This window comes from Pseudomonas fluorescens, assembly GCF_040448305.1.
Taxonomy (GTDB): domain Bacteria; phylum Pseudomonadota; class Gammaproteobacteria; order Pseudomonadales; family Pseudomonadaceae; genus Aquipseudomonas; species Aquipseudomonas fluorescens_BH.
In genome coordinates this window covers 5,254,499-5,268,460 of sequence record NZ_CP148752.1, presented here as the reverse complement: position 1 = coordinate 5,268,460, position 13,962 = coordinate 5,254,499, and the positions used below count along the sequence as shown (strand labels likewise).

Annotated in this window: 12 protein-coding genes; 7 read left to right on the top strand and 5 right to left on the bottom strand. The window is 60.6% G+C overall.

Features of this window, described 5'->3' with window-relative positions; translation table 11 throughout:
• Positions 1-28 precede the first annotated feature (28 nt).
• The 7 genes from WHX55_RS23860 (at position 29) to WHX55_RS23830 (ending at position 8,490) form a co-directional block, all read left to right on the top strand.
• Positions 29-748, top strand: a complete 720-nt coding sequence (locus WHX55_RS23860; RefSeq protein ID WP_150726125.1) for a response regulator transcription factor — start codon at positions 29-31, stop codon at positions 746-748.
• Positions 738-2,159, top strand: a complete 1,422-nt coding sequence (locus WHX55_RS23855) for a sensor histidine kinase (protein WP_150757834.1) — start codon at positions 738-740, stop codon at positions 2,157-2,159. Before WHX55_RS23860 ends, WHX55_RS23855 begins: the two co-directional genes overlap by 11 nt.
• Before the next feature lie 168 nt (positions 2,160-2,327).
• Positions 2,328-3,230 (top strand): cysteine synthase CysM, encoded by a 903-nt coding sequence (cysM, locus tag WHX55_RS23850; protein WP_353741455.1) that lies wholly within the window; start codon positions 2,328-2,330, stop codon positions 3,228-3,230.
• Complete coding sequence (rlmD, locus tag WHX55_RS23845; protein WP_151214540.1) at positions 3,230-4,582, top strand: 23S rRNA (uracil(1939)-C(5))-methyltransferase RlmD; 1,353 nt, start codon at positions 3,230-3,232, stop codon at positions 4,580-4,582. The genes cysM and rlmD overlap by 1 nt, the downstream gene beginning before the upstream one ends.
• Before the next feature lie 122 nt (positions 4,583-4,704).
• Positions 4,705-6,948 carry a GTP diphosphokinase gene (relA, locus tag WHX55_RS23840; protein WP_150726128.1) on the top strand — a complete coding sequence of 748 codons (2,244 nt, stop codon included), beginning with the start codon at positions 4,705-4,707 and terminating at the stop codon, positions 6,946-6,948.
• Positions 6,949-7,085: 137 nt separating this feature from the next.
• Positions 7,086-7,919 carry a nucleoside triphosphate pyrophosphohydrolase gene (gene mazG / locus WHX55_RS23835; RefSeq protein WP_150726368.1) on the top strand — a complete coding sequence of 278 codons (834 nt, stop codon included), beginning with the start codon at positions 7,086-7,088 and terminating at the stop codon, positions 7,917-7,919.
• A 28-nt stretch (positions 7,920-7,947) separates the two neighbouring features.
• Positions 7,948-8,490: a DUF2058 domain-containing protein gene (locus WHX55_RS23830; RefSeq protein ID WP_150726129.1), complete on the top strand. Its 543-nt coding sequence runs from the start codon at positions 7,948-7,950 to the stop codon at positions 8,488-8,490.
• A 66-nt stretch (positions 8,491-8,556) separates the two neighbouring features.
• Here the strand turns inward: WHX55_RS23830 and WHX55_RS23825 are convergent, their stop codons facing one another.
• The 5 genes from WHX55_RS23825 to WHX55_RS23805 all read right to left on the bottom strand — a co-directional run bounded on the left by WHX55_RS23825 (position 8,557) and on the right by WHX55_RS23805 (position 13,961).
• Entirely contained in the window at positions 8,557-8,745 is a 189-nt protein-coding gene (locus tag WHX55_RS23825) for a hypothetical protein (RefSeq protein ID WP_150757832.1), read from the bottom strand.
• Between the two features lie 390 nt (positions 8,746-9,135).
• On the bottom strand, positions 9,136-10,356 hold the full coding sequence (gene fabB, locus WHX55_RS23820) for a beta-ketoacyl-ACP synthase I (protein ID WP_046042997.1): 1,221 nt from the start codon (positions 10,354-10,356) through the stop codon (positions 9,136-9,138).
• 11 nt (positions 10,357-10,367) lie between these two features.
• Positions 10,368-10,883, bottom strand: a complete 516-nt coding sequence (gene fabA / locus WHX55_RS23815; protein WP_003227150.1) for a 3-hydroxyacyl-[acyl-carrier-protein] dehydratase FabA — start codon at positions 10,881-10,883, stop codon at positions 10,368-10,370.
• 247 nt (positions 10,884-11,130) lie between these two features.
• Positions 11,131-13,032: an ATP-binding protein gene (locus WHX55_RS23810; protein ID WP_150726131.1), complete on the bottom strand. Its 1,902-nt coding sequence runs from the start codon at positions 13,030-13,032 to the stop codon at positions 11,131-11,133.
• On the bottom strand, positions 13,029-13,961 hold the full coding sequence (locus tag WHX55_RS23805; protein WP_353741454.1) for an ABC transporter substrate-binding protein: 933 nt from the start codon (positions 13,959-13,961) through the stop codon (positions 13,029-13,031). The genes WHX55_RS23810 and WHX55_RS23805 overlap by 4 nt, the downstream gene beginning before the upstream one ends.
• Between the last annotated feature and the right edge of the window lies 1 nt (position 13,962).

The window sequence follows — 13,962 nt, the reverse complement described above, 5'->3', positions numbered from 1 at the left end:
CTCAACTGAGAATTATTTGCAGATAGTCATGACTCCCATCACTGCTGGCCTCCCGCGAATCCTGTCCATCGAAGACGACCTTGTGCTCGGAGCCTACGTTCATGAGCATCTGGACCGCAGCGGCTTTCAGGTGACCTGGTGCCAGAACGGCCAGGAAGGCCTGGACATTGCCCGCCGTCAGCCTTTCGACGTGGTATTGATGGATATCCTGCTGCCGGGCATGGACGGCCTGGCGGTACTGACTCAATTGCGCCAGAGCCATTCCACCCCGGTGTTGCTGATGTCGGCCCTTGGTGCCGAGGCCGATCGCATCAGCGGCTTTCGCCTGGGGGCCGATGATTACCTGCCAAAGCCCTTCAGCATGGTGGAGTTGCGGGTGCGCATCGAAGCCATTTTGCGGCGGGTGGCACTCGACCGCCGGCCCGCACCCGCAGTGCCAGCCCCGTCGATGGACTGCCTGCGTTTCGACGATGAAAGCTTCGAGGTCTTTTACGGGGAGCAGGCCGGTGGCCTGACCCGCAGCGAGTATCGGTTGCTGGAGACGCTGCACCGCAGCGCCGACGAAGTACTGAGCAAAGCCTTTCTTTATCAACAGGTGCTGCAACGCGGTTACGCGGCCCATGACCGCAGCCTGGACATGCACATCAGCCAGATCCGCCGCAAGCTCAAGGCCATTGGCTACACCGATCGCGAAGTGCGTACGGTATGGGGCAAGGGTTACATCCTGAGCGCCGCCGATGAAATGTAACTTGCCAGGCAGGCATTCGCTGTTCTGGAAACTGGCCTGTCTATTGGTCGCGTTCTGTCTGCTGATGATCTGGTTGAGTTGGTCCTGGGGCCGTTACATGGAGCAGCGCAACCAGTTCCTCTCCGATGAGGCCCGCGGCACCCTGACGCGCTACGCCGCCGAAGCCGAACACGCCTGGCAGCAGCGCCAGAGCGCCGGCATCGATGACTGGCTGCAGAGCATGCATCAGCGGGAAAAAGGCTGGGTCGGTGCCATTGGCGGTGATTTGCAGTCCCTGAGCAACCAGTCACTGACGGACAAGGAAGTCGAGCGCCTGACTTTTTTGCGCGGCCTCGATTGGCCCATCCACAAGAAAGGCCGGCCGTGGATGCGCATACCTTTTCCCGGTGACCCGTCCGCCGGCAGCCTGGTGATCGAGTTGCCCGAACGCTTTCTGCCTGGGCAATACCGGGTGTTCTGGCGGGTGATCACCAACGGCGTGATTCCGGGGCTGTTCACTTTGCTGCTGTGCGTCGGGCTCTACCGTTTGCTGGTGGTGCCACTCAACCACTTGCGTGAGCAGGCCAACGCCTGGCGTGCCGACCAACTGAATGTGCGCCTATCGAGCCGCACCACCAATCGTTCGGATGAACTGGGCGAGTTGGGCAGGGCGTTCGATCACATGTCCGAGCGCCTGCAAAGCACTGTGGCCTTGCAGCAGCAACTGCTGCGCGACTTGTCTCACGAATTGCGTACACCTTTGAGCCGCCTGCGGGTGGCCAGTGAAAGCGAGCAGGGGCTGGGGCAATTACGCGAACGCATCGGCCGTGAGGTCGATGGCATGCAGCGCCTGGTGGAAGACACGCTGCAACTGGCGTGGCTCGATACCGAGCGCACCCGATTGCCCGACGAAGCGATCCAGATCCAGGCCCTGTGGGAAATGCTCACGGAGAACGCCTGCTATGAAAGTGGCTGGCCCGATACGCAGTTGCAATGCACGGTGGATGCATCCTGCTGGGTTCGCGGTCATCTCAACACCCTGGCCCAGGCGTTGGAAAACATCCTGCGCAATGCCATTCGTCATTCGCCGGCGGGAGGCATTGTCCAGCTGGGCGGCCAGCGTGATGGCGATTTCTGGCACCTGTGGCTGGAAGATCACGGCGGCGGTGTTGCAGAAGCTGATCTGGAGCGGATCTTCCTGCCGTTCACCCGCCTCGACGGTTCGCGGCCGGGGGATGGTGGATTCGGACTAGGCTTGAGCATCGCCCTGAATGCGGTGCAGCGTCAGGGCGGACAGCTTTGGGCGCAGAACACCGGGACCGGGTTGCGCCTGAATATGCGCTTGTTGGCGGATGTTAATAGCGCCAGTGCCGACGCCTTCGCGAGCAAGCCCGCTCCCACATTGACCGTGTTTCAACCGCAAATTGTGTGATCACCTCAGCCCTCTGTGGGAGCGAGCCTGCTCGCGATGAGGCCCTTCCACACACCGATAAATCCGGGCTTATTCCCATAAACCATAAGCACCACACTTTGCGTGATATGGCCTGCGAACGTTTGCCGGTATGATAGGTGCCCCCGCAGTCTGGATTGCGAATACGTCATGACCTTGCAGTACCCAACCATCGCCGATTGCGTCGGCAACACTCCGCTGGTCCGTTTGCAGCGCCTGCCCGGCGCCACCAGCAATACCCTATTGCTCAAGCTCGAAGGGAACAACCCGGCGGGTTCGGTCAAGGACCGTCCGGCGCTGTCGATGATCACCCGCGCCGAACTGCGCGGGCAGATCCACGCTGGCGATACGCTGATCGAGGCGACCTCGGGCAACACCGGGATCGCCCTGGCCATGGCCGCCGCGATCAAGGGTTACAAGATGATCCTGATCATGCCGGACAACTCCAGCGCCGAGCGCAAGGCAGCCATGACGGCCTATGGTGCCGAGCTGATTCTGGTCAGCCAGGAACAGGGCATGGAAGGCGCCCGTGACCTCGCGCAGAAGATGGAAGCCGAAGGTCGCGGCAAGGTACTGGATCAGTTCGCCAACGGTGACAACCCCGAGGCGCACTACACCACCACCGGCCCGGAAATCTGGCGCCAGACCCAGGGCACCATCACCCATTTCGTCAGCTCCATGGGCACCACCGGGACCATCATGGGCGTGTCGCGCTACCTCAAGGAGCAGAACGACAACGTGCAGATCATCGGCCTGCAGCCGATGGAAGGCTCGGCAATCCCGGGTATCCGCCGCTGGCCTCAGGAATACCTGCCGAAGATCTACCAGGCCGACCGCGTGGACCGCATCGTCGACATGGCCCAAAGCGAAGCCGAAGACGTGACCCGTCGTCTGGCCCGCGAAGAAGGCATTTTCTGCGGCGTGTCCTCGGGCGGTGCCGTGGCGGCAATGCTGCGTCTGTCCAAAGAAGTTGAAAGCGCGGTGATCGTCGCGATCATCTGCGACCGTGGCGACCGTTACCTGTCGACCGGCATTTTCGACGCGCCCAACTGATGGCCAAACATGAAAGAGGCCTGCGCTTCCAGCCCACCGGCGGCAGCAAGGCCCCGCAAGTCCCGACCGGCAAAAAACAGCGCCTGACCATCGAGCGCCTGGCCAATGACGGTCGCGGTATCGCGTTTTTTGAAGGCCGCACCTGGTTCGTCATCGGCGCATTGGCCGGTGAAGAGATCGAGGCGCGCGTCCTCGGTGCCCACGGTAAAGTGGTCGAGGCGCGCACCGAACGGGTATTCAAGGCCAGCGAATTGCGCCGCCCGGCACCGTGCGCCCATGCCGGCCGCTGCGGCGGTTGCAGCGTGCAGCATCTGCCCCACAACGAACAGCTTGCCCTGAAACAGCGCATGCTCGCCGAGCAATTGTCGAGGGTCGCGGGCGTCGAACCCGAAGAGTGGGCGGCGCCGTTGAGCGGTGCGGAATTCGCTTACCGGCGTCGCGCCCGCGTGGCGGTGCGCTGGGACATGAAGGCGAAAAAACTCGAAGTCGGTTTCCGTGCCGCCGGCAGCCAGGACATCGTTGGCATCGATGATTGCCCGGTGCTGGTACAACCCTTGCAACCGATCATGAGTCGCTTGCCGGAGATGCTGCGGCGCTTGAGCAAACCCCAGGCACTCGGGCATGTGGAGTTGTTCAGCGGTTCGACGCTGGCCGTGTTGCTGCGGCATATGGCGCCGTTGTCCGACGCCGACCTGACGATCCTCAAGGATTTCTGCGCGTTCCATGAAGCCCAGTTGTGGCTGCATGGCGACGGCGAACCGCAACCGGTCGAGGCCGATCAGTCGTTGGGCTATCGCCTGGAACAGTGGGACCTGGAACTGGCTTACCGGCCAGGGGACTTCATCCAGGTCAACGCCGCCGTCAACGAAGCGATGGTCGCCCAGGCGCTGGACTGGTTGAAGCCGACAGCGGATGAACGTGTACTCGATCTGTTCTGCGGCCTGGGCAACTTTGCCTTGCCGCTGGCCAAGGCCGCTCGTGAAGTGGTGGCGGTCGAAGGCGTGCAGGTGATGGTCGATCGGGCCGCGGCGAATGCGGCTAGCAATAATCTGCATAACGCGAAGTTTTTTCAGGCCGATTTATCCCAGCCTTTGACGGACGCCGAATGGGCCGCCGAAGGCTTTTGTGCGGTACTCTTGGACCCACCGCGTGACGGTGCTTTCGAGGTCGTGCGCAAGCTCAAGAGCCTTGGCGCCGAACGATTGGTGTATGTGTCGTGCAACCCGGCAACGCTGGCGCGCGACACGGTCGAATTGATCAAGCAGGGCTACCGGTTAAAACGTGCCGGGATTCTCGATATGTTTCCTCAAACGGCACATGTCGAGGCCATGGCGTTATTTGAAGCGAGCTAGGATGCTCGTCTGGTCCGACTGGCCCGCCCGTGCAGCCGCGCACCCAGCCCGACGTGGGCGCACGGGTAACGAAGGTCAGCGATTTGACGCATTGAATCTGCGTCGTAGGGAAGGTAAGCAAGATGGTACAGGTGAGAGCACACCAGCCGATCAACACCGACGGCAGTATCAATCTCGAGGCTTGGCTCGATCATGCGGTCAGTGTCGATCTGGCACTGGATCGCGAAGCCTTGAAAGAGGCCTGCGAGTACGCTCGCGAGGCCGAACAACAAGCCAATGCGGCACAGAATCTGTGGTCGGAAGGTAACTCGACTTTCCGTACCGGGCTTGAGATCGCCGAGATCCTCGCCGACCTCAAACTCGACCAGGACTCTTTGGTCGCCGCGATCCTGTATCGAGGCGTGCGCGAAAATCAGATCAAGTTGCCGGCCGTCAGCCAGCGCTTCGGTCCGGTGGTGTCCAAGCTCATCGACGGCGTGCAGCGCATGGCCGCGATCAGCGACAGCCTGAGCCCGCGCAAATCCCTGGTGCTGGGCACCCAGGGCCAGGTGGAAAACCTGCGCAAGATGCTGGTGGCCATGGTCGACGACGTTCGCGTCGCCCTGATCAAACTGGCCGAACGTACGTGCGCGATCCGTGCGGTGAAAACCGCCGACGACGAAAAGCGCAACCGCGTGGCCCGGGAAGTCTTCGACATCTACGCCCCGCTGGCCCATCGCCTGGGTATCGGTCACATCAAGTGGGAACTGGAAGACTTGTCCTTCCGTTACCTGGAGCCGGACCAGTACAAGCAGATCGCCAAGTTGCTCCATGAGCGGCGACTGGATCGCGAGCGTTTCATCAGCGACGTGATGAGCCAGCTGAAAAACGAATTGCAGGCCACCGGCGTCGATGCCGACATCAGCGGCCGGGCCAAACACATCTATTCGATCTGGCGCAAAATGCAGCGCAAGGGTCTGGAGTTCAGCCAGATCTACGACGTGCGTGCCGTGCGCGTGCTGGTGCCGGAAATGCGCGATTGCTACACCGCACTCGGCATCGTCCACACCCTGTGGCGGCACATCCCGAAAGAGTTCGACGACTACATCGCTAACCCGAAAGAAAACGGCTACCGCTCGCTGCACACCGCGGTGATCGGGCCTGAGGGCAAGGTGCTTGAAGTGCAGATCCGCACCCACGCCATGCACGAAGAGGCTGAGTTGGGGGTTTGCGCGCACTGGAAGTACAAAGGCACCGACGTTAAATCCGGCTCCAATCACTACGAAGAGAAAATCTCCTGGCTGCGTCAGGTGCTCGAGTGGCATGAAGAGCTGGGTGATATCGGTGGCCTAGCGGAACAGCTGCGGGTTGATATCGAACCGGACCGGGTGTACATCTTCACCCCGGACGGTCACGCAATCGACTTGCCGAAGGGCGCGACGCCGCTGGACTTCGCCTACCGCGTCCACACCGAAATCGGCCACAATTGCCGCGGCGCCAAGATCAACGGGCGCATCGTGCCGCTCAACTACAGCCTGCAAACCGGTGAACAGGTCGAGATCATCACCAGCAAGCACGGCACCCCGAGCCGCGACTGGCTGAATCCGAACCTGGGTTACGTCACCACGTCGCGGGCACGGGCGAAGATCGTTCACTGGTTCAAGTTGCAGGCTCGCGACCAGAACGTCGCGGCCGGTAAAACCCTGCTTGAGCGCGAGCTCAATCGCCTCGGTCTGCCGGCGGTGGATTTCGACAAGCTGGCCGATAAGGCCAACATGAAAACCGCCGAAGACCTGTTCGCCGCCCTCGGTGCCGGGGATCTGCGCCTGGCGCAACTGGTCAACCTGGCGCAGCAACTGGTCGAACCGGAGCGTGGCAACGAACAGCTTGAACTGATTCCACGCAAGGCCACCGGCTACAAGCCGGGCAAGCGCGGCGATATTCAGATCCAGGGCGTCGGCAACCTGATGACCCAAATGGCCGGCTGCTGCCAGCCGTTGCCGGGCGATGCAATCGTCGGTTACATCACCGTGGGGCGCGGCGTGAGCATTCACCGCCAGGACTGCGCCTCGGTGTTGCAACTGGCCGGGCGCGAGCCAGAGCGAATCATCCAGGTCAGCTGGGGCCCAGTGCCGGTGCTCACCTATCCGGTGGACATCGTCATCCGCGCCTACGACCGTTCCGGGTTGCTGCGTGACGTCTCGCAGGTGCTGCTCAACGAGCGGATCAACGTGCTGGCGGTCAACACCCGCTCGAACAAAGAGGACAACACCGCGTTGATGTCCCTGACCATCGAGATTCCGGGGCTGGATGCATTGGGGCGGTTGCTGGGGCGGATTTCCCAGTTGCCGAACATCATCGAAACCCGGCGTAACCGTACGCCTTGATGGTGTTCATGTCTGGCACCGATCTACTGTGGGAGCGAGCTTGCTCGCGATGGCGGCCTGAAGGACACATTGATGCTGAATGTGACGACGCTATCGCGAGCAAGCTCGCTCCCACAGGTTCTCGCAGAGTTTGATAAATGTATTCACTTGAAGATTTATTGCACCTGATGAACCGCCTGCGCGACCCGCAGTACGGCTGCCCGTGGGACATCAAGCAAACCTACGCCACTATCGTCCCGCACACCCTTGAAGAAGCCTACGAAGTCGCCGATGCCATCGAGCGAGGGGACTTCGATCATCTGCAGGGTGAACTCGGCGATTTGTTGTTCCAGGTGGTTTATTACAGCCAGTTGGCCCGGGAAGAAGGGCGCTTCGAGTTTGATGGCGTGGTCGACAGCATCACCCGCAAGCTGATCCGTCGTCATCCCCACGTGTTCCCTACGGGCGATCTCTATGCACCGCTGGATGTCCCACGCCTGAGTGAAGAGCAGGTCAAGCAGCGTTGGGAAGAGATCAAGGCCGAGGAGCGCGCGGAGAAATCTTCAGCCCCCGAACAGCTGTCGTTGCTTGATGACGTCCCTGCTGCATTACCGGCGTTGTCACGCTCGGCAAAATTGCAAAAGCGCGCAGGACAGGTCGGTTTCGACTGGCCGGACGCCTTGCCGGTGCTCGACAAAGTGCGTGAAGAGCTCGATGAAGTCCTCGAAGCCATGTCGGAAAATGATCCCGAGGCCGTGGCCGACGAGATCGGTGACCTGCTGTTTTCCGTGGTCAATCTGGCGCGGCATCTCAAGGTTGATCCGGAAACCGCACTGCGTGGCGCCAACGGCAAGTTTGAAAGACGCTTTCGTTTTATCGAACAGGCATTGCGCGACACCCGCCGTCCCATGGAAGATTGCACCCTCGAAGAGTTGGACGCCTTGTGGGGCGAAGCCAAACGTCAGGAAAAGAATTTGCCCAGCTGCGGTTGAGCAGTGGCCTAAGTGAGTAATAAGCACCATGAGCATTTCCCTTCGCGACCAGTTGCTCAAAGCAGGGCTGGTCAACCAGAAGCAGGCCAAGCAGGTCAGCAAAGACAAGCAGAAACAGCAGCGCCTGGCCCACAAAGGCCAGATCGAGCTGGATGACTCCCAGCAGCGCGCGGCGCAGGAAGCCATGGCCGAGAAGGTCAAGCGTGACCAGGAACTCAACCGCCAGCAGCAGGAAAAGGCTGAGGCCAAGGCCCGTGCCGCGCAGGTCAAGCAATTGATCGAAGTCTCGCGCCTGCCGAAACTGACGACCGAGGATTACTACAACTTCGTCGACGACAAGAAGGTCAAGCGCATCTCAGTCAACACCCTGATGCGCAACAAGCTCAGCAGCGGTTCGCTGGCCATCGTGCATCACGCTGGTGGCTACGAAGTGATTCCGCGCGAGGCGGCGCTGAAGATTCAGGAGCGCGACCCGCAGCGCATCGTGCAATTGAATGTGCAGACCGAAGAGGTCGCTGCCGAGGACGATCCGTACGCGGCGTATCAGATCCCTGATGATCTGATGTGGTAAGCCGTTAAAGACTGCAAACACGACAAACCCCGCTCATGGCGGGGTTTGTCGTTCTCAATGCTGTGATTACGCTGAGCGTGGCTCGCGCCGTTGCTCAAGAGTTTCCAGTTCGGCCTTGTAGTTCTGCGCATCGCTTTCGGAGTGGAACATCCCCACCAACAGGTCTTGTTGATGGACATCCCAGATCCGGATGCCAGCGGCTACACCTTCGTGGGATTTATGTGAATCGTCGCGTTCAGTTACTTTTACAGTCATCTGCTAGCTCCAATCTCTGTTATCTGCAGCAAGGCATGTGCAGGACTCTTTTATAGAGTTTGGTAGTTTGCTAAGTAAACGACTGAGTTTGGTAAGGATTTTTTACAAAAACGGCAACAGTGCTGCAGCCCACGGAATCCGCGACATTCGGTCGCAGGACATTAAGTTTCATGACAAAAGCTTCATCTTCAGAACGCACCGCAGACCCTTGTAGGAGTGAGCCTGCTCGCGATAGCGGTGGGTCAGGTACCAGTGATGTCGACTGGAATACCTCTATCGCGAGCAGGCTCACTCCTACAGAGGATTTGTGTATGTCTTGAGTTTTTCTCAAGGCAAAAAAACGCCCCGAACCAGTCGGGGCGTTTTCTTGTGCGGCGTTATGGCGGGGTATTACTTACCCTGCCAGCGCTTCAGTACCAGGGTGGCGTTGGTGCCACCGAAACCGAAGCTGTTGCTCATCACGGTGTTGATGGTGGCGTTTTCGCGGGTCTTGGTCAGCACCGGCAGGTCGGCCACTTCAGGGTCCAGCTCGTCGATGTTGGCGGAGCCGGCAATGAAGTTGCCTTCCATCATCAGCATGCAGTAGATCGCTTCGTGAACGCCGGCGGCGCCCAGGGAGTGACCCGACAGGCTCTTGGTGGAGCTGATGGCCGGAGCCTTGTCGCCGAACACTTCACGCACACCTTTCATTTCCGCGACGTCGCCGACCGGAGTCGAGGTGCCGTGGGTGTTCAGGTAGTCGATCGGGGTGTCGACGGTGGACAACGCTTGCTGCATGCAGCGGATCGCGCCTTCGCCGCTCGGGGCAACCATGTCGTAGCCGTCGGAGGTCGCGCCGTAGCCGACGATTTCCGCGTAGATCTTCGCGCCGCGGGCCAGAGCGTGTTCCAGCTCTTCAACCACGACCATGCCGCCACCGCCAGCGATGACGAAACCGTCACGGTCGGCGTCGTAGGCACGGGAGGCCTTTTCCGGGGTGTCGTTGCGCTTGCTGGACAGGGCGCCCATGGCGTCGAACAGGAACGACTGGCTCCAGTGCTCTTCTTCACCGCCGCCGGCGAAGACGATGTCCTGCTTGCCCATCTGGATCTGTTCCATGGCGGTACCGATGCAGTGAGCACTGGTGGCGCAGGCAGAAGCGATGGAGTAGTTCAGGCCCTTGATCTTGAACGGAGTGGCCAGGCAAGCGGAAACGGTGCTGCTCATGGTCCGCGTTACGCGGTATGGGCCGACGCGCTTGACGCCTTTCTCGCGCAGGATGTCCAGCGCTTCCATCTGGTTCAGGGTCGATGCGCCACCGGAACCGGCGATCAGGCCGGTACGCGGGTTGGACACCTGCTCTTCGGTCAGGCCGGAGTCGGTGATGGCGTCTTTCATGGCCAGGTAGGCATAAGCTGCCGCGTGGCCGACGAAGCGATAGATCTTGCGATCGATCAGTTCTTCAAGGTTGAGGTCAATGGAGCCGGAAACCTGGCTACGCAGACCCATTTCGGCATATTCCGGGTTGAACCGGATGCCAGGGCGGCTTGCACGCAGGTTAGCGGAGACGGTCTCTTTGTCATTGCCCAGGCAAGAAACGATGCCCAGACCAGTGATAACGACGCGGCGCATGCGGATAACCCTTAGAAGTTGTCAGTGGAGGTGAACACGCCGACCCGGAGGCCTTCGGCGGTGTAGATTTCGCGACCGTCGACAGTCACCGAACCGTCGGCAATGGCCAGGTTCAGCTTGCCCTTGAGGACGCGCTTGATATGAATGTTATAGGTGACTTTCTTGGCGGTCGGCAGGACCTGGCCGAAGAATTTCACTTCGCCCGAACCCAGCGCACGGCCACGGCCCGGCAGGCCTTGCCAGCCCAGGAAGAAGCCGACCAGTTGCCACATGGCGTCGAGGCCCAGGCAGCCCGGCATCACCGGATCGCCTTCGAAGTGGCAGGCGAAGAACCACAGGTCCGGATTGATATCCAGCTCGGCGACCAATTCACCTTTGCCGTACTTGCCACCTTCTTCGCTGATCAGGGTGATGCGATCAACCATCAGCATGTTCGGGGCGGGCAGTTGCGCGTTACCAGGGCCGAACAGCTCACCGCGACTGCAGCGCAGCAGGTCTTCCCGGGTAAAGGCGTTTTGTTTGGTCATGCGAGCTCCTCAATAGTCCCATGCGGCAGGTGGGGCAAATCTTCCCGGCCGATCGAAGCGTTCATGCCTCGAACCGGCAGCCTACTCATAGACTATTGCGTTGTGGTGAAAGTCACAGCACCAAGGACATGAATGTACACTTGTGCACTGAAATTATTATTCAAGCCCCTTTTCGGGCCTGTTCGGGGGCTTAAGACTGCCGCACTTTCGCCTTTCACGCCAGTCGCAGATGCTCGAAAGGCCTGTACTACTGCACCCATCGCTGCAGAATTTGCTGCAGATCAGTCCGTTTGAACGGCTTGGCCAGGTAATCGTTCATCCCCGCCGACAAGCAGGCTTCGCGGTCACCCTGCAAGGCATTGGCGGTCAGGGCGATAATCGGCAGGTCGGTGCAACCGGGTAGCTTGCGGATCTGCCGGGTGGCTTCATAACCATCGATGATCGGCAAGCGGCAATCCATCAGGATCGCTTCGAAAATCAGGCTCTCGGCACTGCGTACCGCCTGAGCGCCGTCGGCGGCGACACTGACCTTGAAGCCCAGGCTGCGCAACATGGCTTCGATGACCGTTTGGTTGACCAGGTTGTCTTCGACCAATAGCACATTGCACCCTTCGCCGCCGCTGTTGCCGGTTTGCGTGCGCGGGGGCAGCAGTGGCTGCGTCTGCTGGTGCAGTGCCAGGGGGATTTCCAGGGTGAATACCGAACCGCGGCCTTCTTCACTCTGCGCGCGCAAGGTGCCCCCCATGCGTTCGGCGAGGGTACGGGCAATCGGCAGGCCCAGCCCCGTGCCGCCGTAGCGCCTTGAAATGGAGCTGTCGGCCTGCTGGAAAGCGTTGAACATCAATTCCAGGCTTTGCGCCGGGATACCGATGCCGCTGTCGCGCACGGTGCAGGTGAACCACAGCAACTCGTGGTCCAGCGACTGCCACTGCGCCTCGATGGTGACGCGGCCCTGCTCGGTGAATTTCAGCGCATTGCCGATCAGGTTGACCAGTATCTGCCGGATCCGCGTCGGGTCGCCCTTGACCTGCAAGCCGCGCATGTCATCGGGGATCATCAGTTGCAGGTCGAGACCGCGTTGCGCGGCGCTGTGCTGGAACGACTGGGCGCAACTGCCGATCAGTTCGACGAGGTTGAACGCAATGTGCTCCAGTTCCAGCTCCGAACGTTCGATCCGCGAGAAATCCAGGATGTCGTTGATGACCTTGAGCAAGTGCTCGGTGGATTCCGAGGCCAGCGCCGCGTATTCCACCTGTTCCTCGGTCATGTCGGTGGTTTCCAGCAACTGCAGCATGCCCAGTACGCCATTCATTGGCGTGCGCAGTTCATGGCTCATCATGGCGAGGAAGTCGGATTTGGCGTTGTTGGCCTTTTCCGCTTCTTCGCGGGTCTGGATCAACTGCGCCATGGCCTGATGTTGTTCGCGGCTGGCCTGCTCGAGACCGCTGGCGAGGTTGTTGATGTGTTGCGACAGCGCCCCCAGCTCGGTGTCGTCGACAATCGGCAGCGGTGTTTTGTAGTCGCCGTCCTGGATCGCCTTGACCGCATTGCCGATATCACGGATCGGTTGCGACAGGCTGCCCGCCAGACGCCGCGCCAGGAAGAAGGTAAACAGCAGGGCAAACAGGGCCAGAATGGCGGCCTTGAGTACGATTTCCTGCTGGCGCCGGCTGAAGGCATCGTTGGACAGCCCGACGATCACCCGGCCGAGATAGTCTTCGGTGGGGGCCGCGCTGGCGGTTTTGCTGCTCTGGAAAAAATCGTTGTGCAACGCGATGCGCTGGAGCCGTATCGGTGCCTGGAACACTTCGAGCTGTTGCGCGCGATTGTAGTGTTCGCTCGGTTGTTCGACGTACACCAGAACCCGGCTGGCGCTGTCCTGGATTTCCAGAAAGCTCACGTTAGGCGTGGCCAGTGTGGCCTTGAGCAAAGTTTCGAGCACTTCGATGTTGCCCGAAATCACGCCGTACTCGGTGGCCGGGGCCAGTTGATTGGCGATCAACTGGCCGGTGTGGGTGATTTCCTGACGCAGATCCTGGATGCGCACGAACGTGAAGAAGCTGATCAGCAACAACGTCAGCAACAGAGCTGGGCCGAGGCTGATGAGTTGGGTGCGAGTATTGATGTCCCAGCGACGGCGAAAGTTCATGGGCGGCGTTCTCCTTCAGCCAGCAGTGTGGCGACCGACGCGTCGTTTATCTCTTCGATACCCAATGAACGCGCCACCTGCGGATTGCTCGCGACTTTGAATCGATGGGGATAGTGCGTGCGCGGCCAGGTGGCGGGTGGCCGGTCGAGCAATTCGTCGAGGATCGCCAGCCAGTCGCTCTGATCGCTGTAGGTGCTCGCCAGGCTTCCGGCCTTGACGAAGCCTGCGTTGGGTCCGATCAGCGCGATTTGCCGTGAATAGCTGCTCAGCAGCAGGTTCTTTGCGGTTTGCGGGTTGTACAGGTCGGCATCGTCCAGGCCCAGCAACACGTCGCTGTTATTCAGCAGGGCCTGTAACGGACGACTGTCGTGAATGTTGTCCCAGCGCTGGGTAACCACTTCCAGACCCAAGGGGAGGGCGGCCTGACGCAGCTCATTCAACAGGAATTCACTGTGGTTGTCGTAGAGCACGCCGATGCGTCTGGCTTGGGGCAACAGGGTGCGGGTCAAGCGCAACTGGCGGTCCAATGGTGGATCGCTCCATAGCAGGGAAAGACGTGCAGGCGGGGTGTTGTTCAAGCGTTGCCGGGCTTGCAGGCGGCTGATGCGCAACACCAGTGTCGCCGGGCCCTGGGTGTCCTGCAGGCGCCAGTCGAGGCTGGGCAGGTCGAGCAGTATCAAGCGGATGTTTTCCGGCAGTTTGTCCGGTATCGGCAAACTGGCCAGTGTCTGGAATCGTACGTTATCGCGCGGCCGCAACTCGCTCAGGGCGTGGGTAAACGCCCGCACACCGGGGCTGTCTTCGGCCCCCGTGAGCAAAATGTCGGCCGCGTTACCCGGCAGGCTACCGAGCATGCTGCTGAACAATAGACAAAGCACGACCAGCAGCCGGCGCAGGGGCGGCGCTTTCCAGGCCGGACGATACGGCATC